We start from the raw sequence: 17,555 nt of genomic DNA, 5'->3' as shown, positions 1-17,555 counted from the left end.
TGAAATTCATTTTACAAAATATATTTTCTTCTCCTTTTCTTTACTTATATTATTAGTCCTTGTTTGTAAAATCAAAGGTCCTGTGTATTCGACTGAGATCGCGTCTGACCGCGTCAAAAATGCCCAGCATACAGGCAGACTGAGCCTGCATGCACGTCTAAGTCAGAAGCGTTTTTTTAGCCGTCAGGAATGATTTTGATCAATTTACCATAACCCGCCGAACATATTTTGTGAAATTAAAGATTGACGAACCGGAAAAAATATTGTAAAATTAATAAATCAATTTAAAGCGATAAAGTATTTATAGCTTTAAAGCAATAAAATCAGAAATAGGCGAGAGGATGGGTATTTCATGAAAAAGACACTCGCATTGCTGTTGGCCGGGGTGATTGCGCTTTCCGCGGCGGCCTGTACTTCCAGTACTTCCGCTTCTTCTGCCGCAGGCCCGGCGGCCGGTTCGCAGGCGGCTTCCGGAGCGGCTGAAAAGAAATTGAAAATCGGCATTGTGCAGCTTGTGGAGCATCCCGCACTGGACGCGGCGTATAAGGGCTTTGTCGACGGGCTTGCAAAAGAAGGCTATGTCGACGGGCAGAACATTACGCTGGACTACCAGAATGCGCAGGGCGAGCAGCCGAACTGCCAGACCATAGCGAGCAAGCTGGTCAACGACAAATCCGACCTGATCCTTGCGATCGCGACCCCGGCCGCTCAGGCGGTCGCAAACACGACCAAGGACATTCCGATTCTGGTAACAGCGGTGACCGACCCCGCGGACGCAAAGCTCGTCGCTTCCAATGAGAAGCCGGGCGGAAACGTGACGGGCACCTCCGACCTGACCCCGGTGGCCGAGCAGATGAAGCTGTTGAAACAACTGCTGCCGAACGCAAAGAAGGTTGCGATGCTCTACTGCTCCAGTGAAACCAACTCCAAATTCCAAGTGGACATCGCGAAGAAGAGCGCGGCCGAACTCGGGCTGGAATCAGTGGACGCGACGGTTTCCAATTCCAACGAGATTCAGCAGGTGGTCCAGTCGCTGGTCAGTAAGGTCGACGCGATCTACGCTCCGACGGACAATATGATCGCCGCCGGCATGGCGACGGTTTCCATGGTTGCGCAGCCCGCGAAGCTGCCGATCATCGTGGGCGAATCCGGCATGGTGGACAACGGCGGACTTGCTACATACGGCATCAATTACTACGACCTCGGGCTGCTTACCGCGAAACAGGCGGTAAAGATTCTGAAGGACGGCGCAAAACCGGCGGATATGCCGATTGAGTATTCCACCAACTGCGACCTGACCATCAACAAAGAGGTCGCCGAAAAAATCGGCGTGACCATCCCGCAGGAACTGCTGGATAAGGCGGGTGCCGCAAGCACTGCCAGCAAATAAACACCAAAAACAGAACAGCACGGCGATAGGGGGAAATCCCCTATCGCTCATGTTGCGTTAAGGAGAATTTACAATGGGTCTATTACAGGCAATGCAGGGCGCGGCGGCGCAGGGTGTTTTATGGAGCATTATGACGCTGGGCGTTTACATCACCTTCAAGGTACTGGATTTTGCCGATCTGACGGTCGATGGCAGCTTTGCCACCGGCGGCGCGGTCACGGCGATTTTAATTTCTCACGGAATGAATCCTTTCCTCTCGCTTTTATTCGCTTTGGCCTCCGGTATGGCCTGCGGCTTTATCACCGGCTTTTTACACACCAAACTGGAGATTCCGGGGATTCTGGCGGGGATTCTGACCATGATCGCCCTCTACTCCATCAATATCCGCATCATGGGGCAGGCGAACATTCCCCTTCTCGGCATCTCCACCATCATCACCACGGTTTCCGGGCTGTATCCGGTGCTCAGCGTGAACATGATCTCGCTCATGATCGGCCTGATTTTCACCGCCGCGGTAATCCTGTTCCTGTACTGGTTCTTCGGTACCGAAATCGGATGCTCGGTCCGCGCAACCGGCAACAACGAATACATGGTCCGCGCGCTGGGCGTCAATACCGATAAGACAAAAATCCTGGGGCTGGTATTGAGCAACGGCCTTGTCGCGCTGTCCGGCGCGACGGTGGCGCAGAGCCAGGGGTACGCGGACGTCGGCATGGGCACCGGCACCATCATGATCGGCCTTGCGTCCGTCATCATTGGCGAGGTCCTGATGGGCAACCGCTTCTCATTCGCCTACAAACTGATTTCGGCAGTCGTCGGCTCCGTGATCTATCGCGTGATTATCGCCCTTGTGCTGTGGTTCGGCCTGAAATCCACGGACCTGAAGCTTCTCACAGCGATCATGGTTGCGGTGGCTCTGGCCATTCCGGTTGTGAAACGGAAGTTCCCCGCCTTCTTTAATAATCTGGTGGAAAAATGGCAGAGTTTCTTCAGCCGCTTCAGAAAAGGCAAAAAAGCATCTGCCGCGAACGGAGGGGAAACAAGATGATTCAACTGACAAATGTAAGCAAAACCTTCAATGCCAACACCATCAACGAGAAAAAAGCGCTGATCGATTTGAATCTGACCATTGAGACCGGCGATTTCATTACGGTCATCGGCGGAAACGGCGCCGGAAAATCCACGCTGCTGAACCTGATCGCGGGCGTTTTCCCCTGTGACGGCGGGCAGATTTTACTGGACGACATCGATCTGACCAAGCAGCCCGAATACCGCCGGGCAAAGCTTCTGGGCCGCGTGTTTCAGGACCCGATGATGGGCACCGCCGCGGACATGGGCATTGAGGAAAATCTGGCCATGGCGTATCGCAGAGGCAAAAAACGCGGTTTGGGCTGGGGAATCAAAAAAGGCGAACGGGCCGTCTATAAAGAAAAACTGGAAACGCTGGAGCTCGGGCTGGAAACCAGGCTTTCCAGCAAGGTGGGGCTGCTGTCTGGCGGCCAGCGTCAGGCGCTGACCCTGCTGATGGCTACGCTTCAAAAGCCGAAGCTTCTGCTTTTGGATGAGCACACCGCGGCGCTGGACCCCAAAACCGCGCGCAAGGTGCTGGAGCTGACCGACGAAATGGTCAGCCGGGACAGCCTGACCACGCTGATGGTCACACACAATATGAAGGATGCCATCCGGCTGGGCAACCGCCTGATTATGATGCATGAAGGCAGAATTATTTTCGATATCAAGGGCCAGGAAAAGAAAAACCTGCAGGTAAAAGACCTGCTTGAAAAGTTTGAGACCGTGAGCGGAGACACCATGGACAACGACAGAATGCTTCTGTCATAACCCCAGTTAAGAGCCCGCCGCGTTTTAGGCTTTTTTGGCTCCCTCTTTGAGGGAGCTGGCAGGCAACGCCTGACTGAGGGAGTTTCATAGAAACCTGACGGGGTACTCCCTCCGGCGCGCCGAGCGCGCCACCTCCCTCACAGAGGGAGGCTCATTCGGTCTGTGCTTGTTTTTTGCACGATTTTCCGAAACCTGACAGTTTTTCGATGTTCCTGGGCGCGGCGGAGAATCCGCCGCGCCCTCTCTGTGCCTTTTTTCTTTTCCGACCGGTATGTTTTGTCCATATCGCGGTGAAAGGAAGCGGAATTTCCGGTTATCCTTCGTACAATATCCCCAAATTTTAAAATACCCCTTTACTTTAACGTGCTAATAAGGTAAAATATTGATATTGGAGAGTCCAATGAGAAGAGAAGTGGGGTATTTAAAATGAAAAAAATATTATCTTTATTATTAGCGGCGGGCATCGCCCTTTCCTGCGCCGCCTGCGGCGGCACAGCTGCCGGCAGTACCGGTACCGCGTCGGCCGCGGACGAATCCTGGACCAAGGTTGAGAAAGCGGGCAAGCTGGTGCTCGGCCTTGACGACGCCTTCCCCCCGATGGGGTATGTGGACACCAAAACGGGCGAACTGGTCGGCTTTGATATCGACCTTGCCAAGGAAGCCTGCAAGCGCCTCAACATTGAGCTGAAAACACAGCCGATCGACTGGGACAGCAAAACCGCCGAACTGAACAACGGCAACATCGACTGCCTGTGGAACGGTTTCAGCAAAACCGACGAGCGAGAAAAGGAATTCAGTCTGAGCATTCCCTATATGAAAAACGAGCAGATCATCCTTGTCAAGACGGATTCCTCCTATCAGGGGCTTGAGTCCCTGGCCGGAAAGACCATCGGCGTACAGTCGGATTCTTCCGCGGAAGTCGCCCTGAATGAGAATGAGGATTTCAAGAAAACCTTAAAATCCGTTGTACAGATCGACGACTACTCCAAAGCGGTCATGGAATTGCAGAACGGCACCATCGACGCGATCAGCATTGACGAAGTGGTTGCACGTTACTACCTGACCAACAACCCGAACGCCTATAAGGTGCTTCAGGACAAGGACGGCAAGGACGCTTCTCTCGCCACCGAGGATTATGTCGTGGGCTTCCGCAAGGCGGACAGCGCGCTGACGGAAAAGATCAACGGCGTATTGAAGGAAATGGCGGCGGACGGCACCATGGCGTCGATCTCCCAGAAATGGTTCGGCGAGGATGTTACCACCGTAGAAAAATAAAACGATTTCACGTTGCATTCTGAGGGATAACTGTAACCGAAGAATCCATGTTATAGCTGTCGTCTGGGACACTCTCTTCACTCAGAAGGACAGATTCAGATTTTTCCCCTGCGCGGCATAGAGCCGGACTCTGTCCGGTTCTGTGCCTTTGGCTTTTTTACCCAATCATTTTATGGAGGTCGCGTTCATGAATTATCAGGCGCTTTTGACACAGATGCTGGAAGCAACCCTTATGTCACTGCGTATCTTTTTCGTCACGCTTATTTTTTCGCTGCCGCTCGGCCTGCTGGTGGCCAAGGGACGCATGACGAAGGTCAGGGTCGTCAATCTTCCGGTCAGGCTTTACATACTGCTGATGCGCGGAACACCGCTGATGCTGCAGCTTCTGTTCTTCTTTTATGCCCTGAAGCCCCTGTTCGGGATTCAGCTGGACCGCGTTCTGGCGGCGGAGGTCGCCTTTGTCCTGAACTACGCGGCGTATTTCGCGGAAATCTTCCGCGGGGGGATCGAGGGGATTCCCCGCGGCCAGCACGAGGCGGCAAGGGTGCTCGGTTTTACGCGCGGCCAGACCTTCTTTCGCATCATTCTGCCACAGGTCGTCAAGCACATTATCCCGCCGATGGGCAACGAGTTCATCACGCTCGTAAAGGACACCTCCCTGGCGCAGGTGATCGGCATCGTCGAGCTGCTCAAGGTAACCTCCAACTGGGTTTCCTCGGCGGTCAACATGACGCCACTGGTGATTGCCGGCGCGTTCTATCTTGTGATGAACGGCGTGGTCACCCGGTTCTTTACGATGGCCGAAAACCGGCTGGACTATTATCATTAGGAGGATGGAAATGCATATCTTAACCGCCAAAGACATCTGCAAAAGCTTCGACAGCACAAAAGTGCTGAACGGCATTTCAATAGAAGTAACCAAAGGGCAGGTACTTGCGGTCATCGGGCCGTCCGGCTCGGGAAAAAGCACTCTGCTTCGCTGCGTTACCCAGCTGGAAACGGTAGATTCCGGCGAGATCACCATCTGTGGGGATACACTGGTGAAAAACGGCGAAAATGGCAAAGCCGTCTATTCGGACAAGGCCGCATGCAGCAAAATCGGGCTGCATATCGGGCTGGTTTTCCAGAATTTCAATCTTTTCCCCCACCTGTCCGTGATGCAGAACATTACGGAAGCGCCCATCCGCGTACTGCACCGTTCAAAGACGGAGGCGGAAGCTTCCGCAAAGGAGCTTCTGAAGAAAATGGATCTGGCGGACAAGGCGGATGCCTACCCCTGCCAGCTTTCCGGCGGACAGCAGCAGCGCGTATCCATTGCCCGCGCGCTCGCAATGAATCCGGATATCCTGTTTTTCGACGAGCCGACCAGCGCGCTCGATCCGGAGCTGACGGGAGAAATTCTCAAGGTCATCCGCGAGCTTGCGGCGGAGCATATGACGATGGTGGTTGTCACCCACGAAATGAAATTTGCCAGGGACGTGGCCGATTACGTGGTCTTTATGGACAACGGAACGATTGTCGAGCAGGGAAATCCGGAACAGCTTTTCGGCAATACGCAGAACGACCGCACCAAAGCCTTCCTTTCCCGTTTCAATGAAAATTAAAAGAGACCGCTGCAAAATAAATAAGCAGTGACAAATCAAAATCGTGCCCCAAAACGAAAAAATACGTCTTGCTACGGCTTTGAAAGCCCAACCAAGACGCATTTTTTGTGCATTATTTTTTTATGACGTTGTTTTCAACAGCTTCTTTGCTCTATACCCTTTTGACTGGCTGGGTGTGGTCCTTCAGCCACTGGAGCTCTTTTCCGGAAAGGCCCGGGGAAAGCTTCTCGTAGACCATATGATGGTAGTTGTTCAGCCACTCCAGCTCGTCGTCCGTCATCAGCTCCGTCAGGATTCCCGCGGTATCGATCGGGAAATAAGTAATGGGTTCAAATTTTAAGAACTGTCCGTACTCGTTATTGACAAAATCAGTGACAAGCATGATATTTTCGGTGCGGATCCCGTGCTTTCCCTCTTCGTAGATACCCGGTTCGTTGGTGATGGTCATGCCCTTTTTAAAGGCAACATTATTGCTGATCCTCATGTTCTGCGGACCCTCGTGCACCCCGCTGAACATGCCCACGCCGTGGCCCGTGCCGCAGCGGTAGTCGATTCCGTGCTTCCAGACCTGCTCGCGGCTGAGGATGTCGATATTGCCGCCGGTGCAGCCTTCCAGGAATACGGCCGTCGCCAGCGCGATATGGGCTTTCAGCACATAGGTGTAATGCTCCTTTTCCTCCCGGCTGAGCGGTCCCAAAGCGAAGGTACGGGTGATATCGGTGGTCCCTTCCAGATACTGTCCGCCGGAATCGATCAGCAGGAAATCCCGATTTTTCAGGGTGCTGCAGGTTTCCGGCTTCGGGCTGTAATGCATCATCGCGGCGTTCGCGCCATAGGCCGCAATGGTGCCGAAGCTTTCGCCCTTGTTGTTCGGCTGCTTTGCCCTGCACTCCCGCAGCATATCGCAAACGGTGCATTCGGTGACAGTCTCCCCGTTCTTCATCCTATCCTCGAATTGGACGCAGAACTCCACGAGCGCGCGGCCGTCCTTGATATGCGCCTCTATGATATTTTTAATCTCCGTTTCATTTTTGACCCCCTTGAGGGCAATGACGGTATCGCCGCCCTCTTTGACGGTCACATGCCGGTTCTGCTTCAGCAGCTGATACAGGTCGTAATTGACGGTGACCGGGTCGACCAGAATCGTCTTGTCAGAGCTGATTTTTTCCAGCGCGCGGTCGATTTCCTCGTATTCCCTGACCGTAACGCCGTTTTCCTCCAGGTAGGCAAGTGTTTCCGGCAGGACGCGGCCGGTATTGATAAACAGGTAAGCGGAATCGGTATAAACAATCGCGTAGGAAACCGCGAGCGGATTGTATTCGATGTCGTCCGCGCGGATATTCATCAGCCAGGCGACGCAGTCCAGCTTGGTAAAGATTTCCCCGTCGGCATGCTGCTTTTTCAGCTCCGCGCGGACCTGTTCCAGCTTTTCTTCGCAGGTATAGCCCGCGTACTTTACGTCGTGAACAAACACCTTGCTTGCGGGCATTTGCGGCCTGTCCGTCCAGATATCCTGAATGAGGTCGACCGCCTTGATTTTCAGCTTTTTTTCGGCGAATTTCTCACGCATTTCCTCGACGGCGGCAGCGGAAAGCATTTTGCCGTCAAATCCGACCGTTTCACCCTCGTTCAGCTCCTCCGCTAAAAATTCGGTATAGGTCGGCACCCCTTTGACCGCCATGCGGTACAGGGTGATTTCGCTGCCCTCCAGCTGATGCGCGGCCTGGATAAAATACCGCCCGTCCGTCCAGAGCCCGCTTTGCGTTTCCGTAACCACCAGCGTTCCCGCGGAACCGGTAAAGCCGGAAAAATAGCTTCTTGCCGCCCAGTAAGCGGGCAGGTACTCGCTCATATGAGGGTCGGCGGAAGGCACAATACAGGCCTGCACGCCGTTCTGCTTCATCTGGCGGCGCAGCGCGGCAAGCCTTTCATTTACGCTGTTCATGATTCATTTCCCCTTCTATCTTAAAATGGCATCTTCCCTGAATCTGTATTACAGATTTCCAGTCGATTCTGCAACAAGTTTACGTTTCTCCCCCGCCTTCGGCGGGGGAGAAACGTGTTTTGTCTCGTAAACTGAAATAGAATTGCTGTAGTGCGAATATTAAAAAGTATAGGCTCAATCATAGGGATTGTCAAGCCGATCCCCCTTGGGCCACTTCACTGGGCCGGGAGTTTCCCCCGGGCAACAAATGCCGTCCGGGTGCTGATGGTGTGCACCCCGTCAAGAGGACAATGAAAAAATAAAAAGATTTTTAGGACTGCTGTCCGCCGGAACCGGCGGGCAGCAATTTTTACGCAGCTTTTGCGTACTGTGCATGGAACTCCATGGGTGTCATAACAGACAATCGGCGCTGCAGTCGCCGGTAGTTGTAAAAGTAAATATACTCTGAAATGGCTTGCGTGATCTGTTTCCGGTCGGTGAATTTGCGTCCATAGTACATTTCCCGTTTGAGGATACCCCAAAAGCCTTCCATCGGCCCATTGTCAATACAGTGCGCCACTCTGGACATGCTTTGCTTCATCTTGGCGGCATGCAATTTCGAGTGAAAAGAACGGCTGGTATACTGGTACCCCCGGTCACTGTGAAATAGCGGGTGTGCGTCCGGATTAGCGGCCACGGCAGCATCCAGCGTATTGAATACCAACCTGTTGTCATTATGATCGCCTACGGCATAGGCAACGATGCGCCGGTCGTACAAGTCCAGAATAGCGCTCAGATAAACCTTGCGGATTTCCGGGCCGATGAAATACTTGAATTCCGTTACATCGGTCAACCATTTTCGGTTCGGAGCGTCCGCATAAAATTTGCGGTTCAAATAGTTTTTGGCAATGTATTCCGGCGATGCCGCACTTTTTGTGCACCCGTGCCGACGGTATTTGACGCTGGACTGAATATGAAGTGCACGGTCGATGCGGAGTACTCGCTTGTCGTTGACATGAATGCCATGATGCCTGTCCAACTCATCCCGTATTCTGCGGTATCCCATATCCGTATGCAGGCTATGGATTTTCTCGACCTCGCCTGCGATGAGTTCGTTTTCCAACTCGCGGCTGCTTTTCGGGTGCTTCAGCCATCTGTAATACGCCGAGCGCGTGATGTGCAGAAAGCCGCAGAGTTTCCAAACAGGGAATACCCGTTCCGCAGACAGCGTGCTTACCGCGCCGTAAGCCGCCGGATGCCTGATGAAGCTCAACGTCGCCTCCTCTCCAATTCCTTCACTTTTTTTAACAGAGCGTTCTCCATTTCCAGATCATAGTTTTTCCGTTCAAGCTGAGCAACCTTGTCTCTGAGTTCTTCTTCCGGCGTCCGGCTCGGAAGCGTCCCGGCCCGGTGTCCCCGCCGGTCCTCCAGCCCCGCCCTGCCCATATTTCGGTATTTCCTCGTCCAGGTGTAAACCTGCTGGTAAGAAACTCGATACTTAAGCGCTGTACCGCCGTAATCATTCCCGTTGACGATACACGCTTTTACGATCTCCATCCGTTCTTTCGCGGTTGTATCCCGGCCCTTCGTCATGCGACTCCCTCCCGTATGTATCCTGAAGTCTTCATGACAATTATATACCCTCAGCCAATCCCTGAGCTGCCGGGTATCACGGATTCCGTACTTTTCGCAGATTTCCTGAAGAGAACCTTTCCCAGCAAGATAATCCAAAACTGCCGATAGTTTCGTTTCCTTGCCGTATGCCCGGTCGTGTCCGTGGGTCAGAAACCCCGCAGGCCCTTCCGTCTTGTACCGACTGACCCAACGCGCAATCGTCTTGCAATCTACTCCCGCCTGTTTTCCTGCTTCGCTGTATCCAATTTTGCCTGACAAATACAATTCTACAATACGGATCTTTTCTTCGGCTGTTGTCTTCTTCCTATTCGGCATAATTTTACCCCCAGACTGAAGAACAGTGCTTTTTTATTTCACTGTCCTATCTGGGGGTAGCATATCACTGACTCGGGCGGCATTTTCAATATGAAAAAGCACGGGTACAGTTCATTGACTGTTCCGGGTTTCTTTTCCTTTTATTTTGATTCGGATTTCTTTCCGTCCCAGTTGACGACCGGCGCGGCTCCCTTCATGGCAGCCTGCTCCATCAGCTTGAGCATTTCCAGGGCGCTGCGGAAATGAAGCGTCTGATTCTGCTCAACCCAGGTAATCGTACCCTGCCAGGTGGCATTCTTGCGGTACTGCACGTTTACGACAAAGGTCGTCGGTGTTTCATTTATGATTTTATTCATTGTCTCTTCCACAGCGTCATCCACCCTTTTTATTTTTGGCTTTGCCTTTTTTACTTCAAATTCCCGTTCCTGAAAAGAAGCCTGAGGAAAGGAAATGCTATCAAACAGATCGTCCATTCCGCGCAGAAGCTCGCATTCATTGCGAAAAGGCATGATCCTGTTGTAGTGCTCACTGTAAACATGCCCTCTCAGCGTTTCATTTTTTATGGGATTCAGATAGATAATGCTTCGGGAGTTGGCAGGAGCCTGTCCCCTTTGCCCGTTTTGCATCTTGATCACCTGTGTTTCAAATATGTTCTGTTCCGCTCCAGTCGTCTTCCTGTAAACCGGAGTACGAAGCCGCCTGCCGGCATCCAATGCAGAGGATCAGCCAAGGTTATTTTAACATAACCATATAAAATAATCAAAGAGTTTTCAGCGTTTTTTTATAAAGCCCTATCCTATATAGTCAGGATACTCACCGATATCGTCCCCATTTTACACGATCGTTCGGCCCTTTTCAACACTGTTTACGGAAATAAAGGGATCGTAAAACCTGCCGGACTTGCAACGGACAGGCGCCCGACGGCATATAATGGCAAACGACAATATAAAGGAGTGGTTATATGCTTGGTGCCGTACTTGGATTTGCGCTCTCCGGACTGCTGTTTTTTATTCTTCACGTCACAGGCTCGGGGTCCTTTCCCAGACCGCTTACGGCACAGGAAGAGAGGGACTGTCTGGAGCGGCTGAAAAACGGGGACATGAAGGCCAAAAATGAACTGATCGAACACAACCTCCGCCTGGTCGCCCATATCATCAAAAAATACTACGCCAACTCAAACGATCAGGACGACCTGATTTCCATTGGAACCATCGGTTTGATTAAAGCGGTAAATACGTTTGACAGCAGCAAGGGAATCCGCCTTTCCAGCTACGCAGCCCGGTGCATTGAAAATGAAGTGCTGATGTTCTTCCGCTCTTCCAAAAAAACCGCGCAGGATATCTCCATCAACGAGCCGATCGACACCGACAAGGATGGAAACGCACTGACGCTGATGGACGTGATGGCTACGGAGGACAACATTATTGACAACCTTGACTGTAAAATCAAATCGGAGCAGCTTAAACGGTATATCCGCGAGGTCCTGTCCCCCCGGGAGCAGACCATTATTGAGCTTCGGTACGGTCTGACCGGCCGCAGTCCGCTGACACAGCGGGAAGTGGCGCAGAAGCTGGGCATCTCCCGCTCGTATGTATCCGGGCGCGCTTAATGTAAGCGATAAGGCCACAAAAATAAAAGCGGCCATTCATCCCAGCTGTTGAAGGGAATAAGCCAGATACTGAGTAAACCGTTCCATTCTGGAACGGTTTACTATTAGTATAAGTCCTTTGAAATGAGATACAATTTCGCAACAAGGCCCTCGATATTTTGGTTTGTGCTAATATCTTGCTTTAGATTAGCACAAAACCCACTTTTAACTGAGATATAAATTCATCATGGTGATAGCGGTTTTCTGGAAGATCAATTGCGTAACAATTTAGAGATGCAAAATCACCTATAGCTCAGATGATCGTAGGTTTGTCTTCATAAGTACCGATGTGCACGCTCTGGATGCTAAAATTCTTCTTAGATAGCCAGAAATCCCATCTTAAAAATTCTTCTTTCTTTTCTTTCGCGAAATTACCGATGCCCAGTCGAAGTCCGCTTTCATGACAAAATCAGACAGTCAAATGCAAAAATCCAAGAGAAACAATTCTCTGAATAATTGCAGAAATATTGAATAAAAATAAGTATATATTGATCAGGAGGAAAATATATGCTTCAGATTCCATCCATGGCTCAAATCATTGCAGATTTAGAGGCTATTGAAGAGAAAATAAAAAACCAGCAAGTCATATCAAGTGATATGCTTCAATCAATACAAGCGGCAAAGCAAATCACTATTGCATTTGAACTATTAAATATTTCTTCTTCGATGAGTCAATCACTTTGAAAACATGGCATTGTATATATCTCTCATTGCAGCAGGCACCTCAGAATTAATCGCATTTGTAATATGTCGTTTTATGATTTCAGGGGAGCAGTCTACTGAAACATAGCGGTCATCGAGGTGAAACTGTCCGGGAATAATGTTTTTAAGAGCTTCAATATACGTTCTAATCTTCGCCGTAGAAAAGCTCGTTTTTAATTTTTCGTTAACTTTCATGCGTACGACTTCAATCGTAGGAGGTTCTGGATCGGTTTTCTGAAGATTATAGACCACTTCTATAATATCAAAATACGGACCCTGGTCCGATTTTTCTTGGATTAATTCATCAATCCAAGCCGTTACTTGTGATGGTGTATAACATGTTTCAAAAAGATTTTGTAATTTTGCCAAGCCAAGTTGTTTTGGAGCAGCAAAAAGTAAAAGCCTTGCAAGATCTTGAACTTTCATAACAGTAACAGCTTGTTGCTGCGATTCTTTTGCAATTGCACTTTCTGGATCATCTTCTCCTGCATAACCAATTGCAACTTCTACGGCATATGTAGCATGATAGTCAGCTTGATGCCTTTTTAAACCAGATAATTTAGCAGTTCCGGCAGCAATACGTTCACCGGCTGTGCTCTTTGCATCAAAAGTTAACGAATAGTTTTTTGTTGTCCCATCAGGGTTATAACCAAGAATCGCTTCCGCATACCCATCAGGCTTACCATTACCACCTATTCTTCGCGCTTCAAATCCTAATGCCAAAAACGCTCTATATACAGCATCTTCCAATCCCATGGGGTTTGCCACAGCATCATGCAATAGCTGAGCAACAGCAGGAACTCCCTCCCTATCAGATAATGCTAATTGCCTAAAAGTGTCATCGCGCTTTTTCATTATTGCATGTATGTCAGTCTCATCGATCCCAATTTCATAAAGGAAAGCCTCTGTTAAAACTTCAGTTATAACTAAACTTTCAAGTGGCAATGTATTTCTGTAAGCGTCACTATAATTGGCAATATAAGGATGTAATGAATTAATAGTTAGGGTTTTAGTCTTCAAATTCAATTTGGCAATTGGAGACTGCGCTCCTAGTATTCCCCACTCAATAGTTTCGATTACCTGTTTTGCCTCTTGATCCTCGTCATCATATTGTGGGAGCAATTCTTCAGCCGATGTATCCTGAGGCTTTTCAATTAGAAATGGATTAGAGATTTCATTTGCGTAATACTTTTCTATAAATTTGTATATTGGCTTTTTAGAAGTTGTGTATGCAGTTTGTGAAAGCCGGTAGCCAACACTTTTCTTTTTTTCCTGCTGCTCTTCTACCTCAAAATAGTATTTTCGAACCTCATTATTAAATTTCTTCTTTATATAATTTTTCAATTCGTTGAATGGACGAGAATCTTTAACAGATTCCCGTGTAGATGTAAGGTTGCTATCAAGTCCATCCGCATTTATTATAATTCTACAGCGATTGAATGCACCATGTGAGAATGCTTCCATACCCAGAAGGGGATCATCAAGATTTATAAGCCGACCTCTTATGCTTAGAAAAATACCGTGGCTTCTCCCATAACCCGACGATTTTCCACCCAAGAGTGAATCTTCATACAGAATAAAGGCTCCGTTTACTCCCTTTAAGAACTCAAAATCAACAGAATATGTATCTGTATCTTCATCGTGGACACAAGTCGCATACTCTAATGATTCTGCAGTTATATCATCTTTGCCTATAATCCATGTTTTCAGAATAGGTATTTTGATTTTAGACGATTCAATTTTTTCACGATTATAATAAAGATTGAATCCAGGGCTGAGTGGTAGAGCGCTTCGAAGTATCCACTTAAGACGGCCTTCCTGTATCTCAGTTGCCTTTGCTTTTAAATCCGTCAGAATTGAAAGCGTCCAAGAATCGCTTGCCTCGCAGCCAAACATTTTAAAGGATACCATATCCTTACCGCTTACTATAGTGTACTGCTCTACTAAGCTTTTGGCATCCATTTCAGATATCTCAATTTCATCAAGAAAAATTCTTTGGGTATCACCCTGAATTCGGTTATAATCCATCGTAGTGAGAAGATAACGATTATCCTTTTTTGAAATATAGGTAAGGTTTCTAGCTAAAATATATGTTGAAAGTTTTCCAATACCGAATTGCCCAATTTGCAATCGCGTTTCTTCTTCATCAGGAACTAACCGCTTTGAGGATTCTCCTATTTTCCATAAGTTTTTAAGCTCTTTCGAGTTAAGGCCCAACCCATTATCGCATACCCAAACGAATGCCCCATCGGCTGCTAGATCAGGGGACACATAAACTGAAACTGTATTAGCCAAAGCATCATATGAGTTACATATTAATTCTTCAAAAGCTTTATTTGGGCTTGAATACAAACCTGCAGAAAACAGCTCAATAATTTTATAACTAATGCTTACTTCAATATCATCAATTTTTTTAGCATCTTTATACTTATCTAAGCTAATCATCTGCCATCCCTACCTTCCGTTTTATGCCAATTATTACGAATTCCTCATGGTATACTTCGCGTTTGTTTTTATCGGTGGTAAACTTACCTTTTTCATCTCTATATGGCGTTAATATCTTTTTAGATATTTTCCTTTTAGAAACTCGAACTGACTGAAATCCACTTCTTATTAATGATTCAACAAGATGCCTTGAATTGCAAATTTTTATATCTTTGTATTCTGTATCTCCAACAACAAAGAATGCCATTCCTTCCTCACATAATATATCATAGCATTTTTGCGCTGTATGTTGCATGTCGATAAAATATCTGGCAACAGATTTTATCTTACTATTGTCTATTGAATGATTATTTCTTAGTGCTTCAATGACACTTTTACCCGTTTCATTAAGATCCATTATTTCAAAATAGTAGTTTTCGCAGTTATAAACGCTCCCAATTGTTCCCTTCCGTAATGTTTTATAATCCTTTGTATATCCCAACCATAAGGAGGATAATTGGTGAAGATCAGCATATTCGTAAGACGTCACATAGGGAGGGCTAGTAATAATCAAATTGACAGGAGGAATATTTTTTTTGGTTAAAAAGCTGCCAGTAACAATTTGAACAGAAGAATTTGAATGTATACTATCGGACCTTAATATTTTTATGAATTTATTATATTGAATGTCAAACGCACATCGTGTATCAATTGACTTTTTATTTGGGTCTAATTGAGGTTTAATAGATTTTGTAAGCCACCGAGATGTACTCTTTAAAATAGAAGAAAAAAGGCATAAAAAAGCTCGCCTATATTTATTATTAGGCATAGAGTTTATTGCCATAAGCAATTTTTTTAAATCAATGTAATGTTCTTGATCAAACCAGTACTGTAACCGCTCATTGGCTGTTTCATATATTTCTGAATTAATATTAATAGACTCATATTGATTAATAATAGCCTGATAATATTTTTCAAGTGTTCCAATTATATATTCATCGCTTTTTACTTTTGCAATCAATGTTGCAACAGGATTAATATCACATCCCCAAAAATCAATACCATATCGTTTTGCTTCAAGTGCTACAGTCCCACAACCGCAAAAAATATCACATATTCTTGTAACATTTATTCCCTCATCCCTGGCATAATTAATCGCTTTTTCTGCTATAAATGCGGGAAATTTTGCTGGGTATGCATGAATAGAATGAATCTTATGTTCTGGAATATCACTGAGATTCCATTTTTCATCAAAATCTATTTTATCAATATCATAAGATATGGCTTCTGCAATTGTTTTGATAATTGTGGCCATTACTAATTCTCCTATTGCTGACAAGTTTTATAATCAATTAAAGCTGATTCGATCGCCCACAGCGGCAAATTCAACAGCCAGTCTTCTTTCTTGTAATCCGCCATGGACGTGCGAATTGACAGTTTGGGTTGGAACTTTTCTCGGTAGACCTTCAGGCTTTTGGCCTGAAGATTGGCCTCGGCCTTGACTTCAATGGGAATGATGTCGCTGCCGTTGTCAATGATGAAATCCACTTCGGCCATACCGCGCTCAGCGGTCCAATAATAAGTCTGGACATCTTTCAATGTCTTAAGCTGCTGAAGAACATACTGCTCTGTCAACGCGCCCTTGAATTCTTTGAACAAATCGCTCCCGTCTAAGAGCGTTTGCTGGCGTAACCCCGTCATACAGGATAGAAGACCTATATCTACTAGAAACAGCTTAAAGGCTTTCAAGTCCTCATAAGCTTTCAACGGCAAATTTGGTGTCATGACCCGCTGCACCTTGTGGACAAGCCCGCAATCGGTCAGCCAGAGCATGGCAAGTTCATACTCCTTGGCTCTGGCACCCTCTTTGATCAGACCGTAAATGAACTTTTTATTTTCTTTGGCAAGTTGGGCAGGAATGCTGTTCCACAGCATCCGGATACGCGGAACCACTTCATTGGGAGCATGTTTTGAAAAATCCTGTTCATAGGCGGATAGAATGCGTTGCTGAATTTCACGGGCCTCATTAAAATCTTTGTTCTCCGAAAAGTTCAGTACGACCTCCGGCATACCGCCGACATAATAGTAATGCTTCAGCAGATCCACATACTCCTGTTTAAATGTCGTAGCCATTTCAAAATCACTATTTTGCAGGAGCTTCACATACTGTTCTTTGCCCATAGCCTGCATGAACTCGAAAAAGGACAAGGGGTAAAGATCGAGAAATTCCACCTTTCCTACGGGAAACGATGTTCCTTGATGCAGCGCCACGCCAAGCATGGAGCCGGCACAAACGATCTGATACTGCGGGGCGTTTTCATTAAAATATTTCAGGGAGGTCAGTGCCTTAGGTACCTCCTGGATTTCATCAAAGATAAGCAGGGTATTTTCAGCGTCAATCTTATGAGCGGCATAGAGCTCAAGCCCGGTAATGATCCGCTCAACGTTGAGGTCACCGTCAAAAAGCGTCTGCATCCGGCTGTTATTGTCAAAGTTGATATAGACCATCTCTTTGTAGGCGGTCTTTCCGAATTCCTTCATCAGCCAAGTCTTGCCGACTTGGCGCGCCCCTCGGATAATGAGGGGCTTTTTATTTTTCTTGCGCTTCCAGATCAGAAGGTTTTCCATGGCAGTACGGTACATACAGTATCACCTCATATCATTCCATAACTTAGTATAGCACATGATTACAAAAAATCAAACGACTTTTTGAAAAATATTTGCATTTATACAAGCGATAAGATGGGGGGGACCGTTCTTGCTACAATACTATATATTTAAAAGAGCCATTCACGCTCT

At 47.6% G+C, this 17,555-nt stretch carries 15 protein-coding genes; 8 read left to right on the top strand and 7 right to left on the bottom strand.

What is annotated here, in order from left to right; all coding sequences use genetic code 11:
* Positions 1 to 352 precede the first annotated feature (352 nt).
* From VXK30_RS05935 to VXK30_RS05910, 6 genes are all read left to right on the top strand, one after another.
* Entirely contained in the window at positions 353 to 1,390 is a 1,038-nt protein-coding gene (locus VXK30_RS05935) for an ABC transporter substrate-binding protein (protein ID WP_275716865.1), read from the top strand.
* Positions 1,391 to 1,463: 73 nt separating this feature from the next.
* A complete protein-coding gene (locus VXK30_RS05930) occupies positions 1,464 to 2,438 on the top strand; it encodes an ABC transporter permease (RefSeq protein ID WP_275716867.1) in 975 nt (324 codons plus the stop codon).
* Complete coding sequence (locus VXK30_RS05925) at positions 2,435 to 3,229, top strand: ABC transporter ATP-binding protein (RefSeq protein ID WP_275716869.1); 795 nt, start codon at positions 2,435 to 2,437, stop codon at positions 3,227 to 3,229. Before VXK30_RS05930 ends, VXK30_RS05925 begins: the two co-directional genes overlap by 4 nt.
* A 426-nt stretch (positions 3,230 to 3,655) precedes the next feature.
* Positions 3,656 to 4,504 carry an amino acid ABC transporter substrate-binding protein gene (locus VXK30_RS05920; protein WP_275716871.1) on the top strand — a complete coding sequence of 283 codons (849 nt, stop codon included), beginning with the start codon at positions 3,656 to 3,658 and terminating at the stop codon, positions 4,502 to 4,504.
* Positions 4,505 to 4,691: 187 nt separating this feature from the next.
* Positions 4,692 to 5,333: an amino acid ABC transporter permease gene (locus VXK30_RS05915; RefSeq protein ID WP_275716873.1), complete on the top strand. Its 642-nt coding sequence runs from the start codon at positions 4,692 to 4,694 to the stop codon at positions 5,331 to 5,333.
* Positions 5,334 to 5,343: 10 nt separating this feature from the next.
* Positions 5,344 to 6,108, top strand: coding sequence for an amino acid ABC transporter ATP-binding protein (locus tag VXK30_RS05910; RefSeq protein WP_275716875.1), 765 nt, complete (start codon positions 5,344 to 5,346; stop codon positions 6,106 to 6,108).
* Between the two features lie 151 nt (positions 6,109 to 6,259).
* On the opposite strand, the gene VXK30_RS05905 is transcribed toward VXK30_RS05910, so the two are convergent.
* The 4 genes from VXK30_RS05905 to VXK30_RS05890 all read right to left on the bottom strand — a co-directional run bounded on the left by VXK30_RS05905 (position 6,260) and on the right by VXK30_RS05890 (position 10,608).
* Positions 6,260 to 8,053 (bottom strand): aminopeptidase P family protein, encoded by a 1,794-nt coding sequence (locus VXK30_RS05905; protein ID WP_275716877.1) that lies wholly within the window; start codon positions 8,051 to 8,053, stop codon positions 6,260 to 6,262.
* 349 nt (positions 8,054 to 8,402) lie between these two features.
* A complete protein-coding gene (locus tag VXK30_RS05900; RefSeq protein ID WP_329493117.1) occupies positions 8,403 to 9,305 on the bottom strand; it encodes an IS3 family transposase in 903 nt (300 codons plus the stop codon).
* Complete coding sequence (locus VXK30_RS05895; protein ID WP_329493119.1) at positions 9,302 to 9,982, bottom strand: helix-turn-helix domain-containing protein; 681 nt, start codon at positions 9,980 to 9,982, stop codon at positions 9,302 to 9,304. The genes VXK30_RS05900 and VXK30_RS05895 overlap by 4 nt, the downstream gene beginning before the upstream one ends.
* Positions 9,983 to 10,122: 140 nt before the next feature.
* Entirely contained in the window at positions 10,123 to 10,608 is a 486-nt protein-coding gene (locus VXK30_RS05890; RefSeq protein ID WP_275717834.1) for a hypothetical protein, read from the bottom strand.
* 335 nt (positions 10,609 to 10,943) lie between these two features.
* On the opposite strand from VXK30_RS05890, the gene sigK reads away from it, so the two are divergent.
* Complete coding sequence (gene sigK, locus VXK30_RS05885; RefSeq protein WP_275717835.1) at positions 10,944 to 11,591, top strand: RNA polymerase sporulation sigma factor SigK; 648 nt, start codon at positions 10,944 to 10,946, stop codon at positions 11,589 to 11,591.
* A gap of 546 nt (positions 11,592 to 12,137) precedes the next feature.
* Positions 12,138 to 12,314: a hypothetical protein gene (locus tag VXK30_RS05880; RefSeq protein ID WP_275717836.1), complete on the top strand. Its 177-nt coding sequence runs from the start codon at positions 12,138 to 12,140 to the stop codon at positions 12,312 to 12,314.
* Here VXK30_RS05880 and VXK30_RS05875 read toward each other — a convergent pair.
* The 3 genes from VXK30_RS05875 to VXK30_RS05865 are packed head-to-tail and all read right to left on the bottom strand — an operon-like array spanning position 12,306 to position 17,399.
* Positions 12,306 to 14,777, bottom strand: coding sequence for an ATP-binding protein (locus VXK30_RS05875; protein WP_275717837.1), 2,472 nt, complete (start codon positions 14,775 to 14,777; stop codon positions 12,306 to 12,308). The genes VXK30_RS05880 and VXK30_RS05875 overlap by 9 nt on opposite strands.
* On the bottom strand, positions 14,770 to 16,071 hold the full coding sequence (locus VXK30_RS05870) for a DNA methyltransferase (RefSeq protein ID WP_275717838.1): 1,302 nt from the start codon (positions 16,069 to 16,071) through the stop codon (positions 14,770 to 14,772). Before VXK30_RS05870 ends, VXK30_RS05875 begins: the two co-directional genes overlap by 8 nt.
* Before the next feature lie 11 nt (positions 16,072 to 16,082).
* The gene (locus VXK30_RS05865; RefSeq protein ID WP_275717839.1) at positions 16,083 to 17,399 is read right to left on the bottom strand and encodes an ATP-binding protein; all 1,317 of its coding nucleotides are present in this window, start codon (positions 17,397 to 17,399) and stop codon (positions 16,083 to 16,085) included.
* Positions 17,400 to 17,555 lie beyond the last annotated feature (156 nt).

The sequence above is a fragment of the Caproiciproducens sp. CPB-2 genome, assembly GCF_036287215.1.
GTDB lineage: Bacteria > Bacillota > Clostridia > Oscillospirales > Acutalibacteraceae > Caproiciproducens.
Note: the sequence above shows the minus strand (reverse complement) of the source record. Positions and strands in the feature narration are given on the sequence as shown.

Excerpts from the sequence above, each read along its gene's own strand:
- VXK30_RS05935 (WP_275716865.1), top strand. The coding sequence starts at position 353 with ATGAAAAAGACACTCGCATTGCTGTTGGCCGGGGTGATTGCGCTTTCC.
- VXK30_RS05910 (WP_275716875.1), top strand. The coding sequence starts at position 5,344 with ATGCATATCTTAACCGCCAAAGACATCTGCAAAAGCTTCGACAGCACA.
- VXK30_RS05895 (WP_329493119.1), bottom strand. The coding sequence starts at position 9,982 with ATGCCGAATAGGAAGAAGACAACAGCCGAAGAAAAGATCCGTATTGTA.
- VXK30_RS05925 (WP_275716869.1), top strand. The coding sequence starts at position 2,435 with ATGATTCAACTGACAAATGTAAGCAAAACCTTCAATGCCAACACCATC.
- VXK30_RS05865 (WP_275717839.1), bottom strand. The coding sequence starts at position 17,399 with ATGTACCGTACTGCCATGGAAAACCTTCTGATCTGGAAGCGCAAGAAA.
- VXK30_RS05870 (WP_275717838.1), bottom strand. The coding sequence starts at position 16,071 with ATGGCCACAATTATCAAAACAATTGCAGAAGCCATATCTTATGATATT.
- sigK (WP_275717835.1), top strand. The coding sequence starts at position 10,944 with ATGCTTGGTGCCGTACTTGGATTTGCGCTCTCCGGACTGCTGTTTTTT.
- VXK30_RS05905 (WP_275716877.1), bottom strand. The coding sequence starts at position 8,053 with ATGAACAGCGTAAATGAAAGGCTTGCCGCGCTGCGCCGCCAGATGAAG.
- VXK30_RS05880 (WP_275717836.1), top strand. The coding sequence starts at position 12,138 with ATGCTTCAGATTCCATCCATGGCTCAAATCATTGCAGATTTAGAGGCT.
- VXK30_RS05930 (WP_275716867.1), top strand. The coding sequence starts at position 1,464 with ATGGGTCTATTACAGGCAATGCAGGGCGCGGCGGCGCAGGGTGTTTTA.
- VXK30_RS05875 (WP_275717837.1), bottom strand. The coding sequence starts at position 14,777 with ATGATTAGCTTAGATAAGTATAAAGATGCTAAAAAAATTGATGATATT.
- VXK30_RS05890 (WP_275717834.1), bottom strand. The coding sequence starts at position 10,608 with ATGCAAAACGGGCAAAGGGGACAGGCTCCTGCCAACTCCCGAAGCATT.
- VXK30_RS05920 (WP_275716871.1), top strand. The coding sequence starts at position 3,656 with ATGAAAAAAATATTATCTTTATTATTAGCGGCGGGCATCGCCCTTTCC.
- VXK30_RS05915 (WP_275716873.1), top strand. The coding sequence starts at position 4,692 with ATGAATTATCAGGCGCTTTTGACACAGATGCTGGAAGCAACCCTTATG.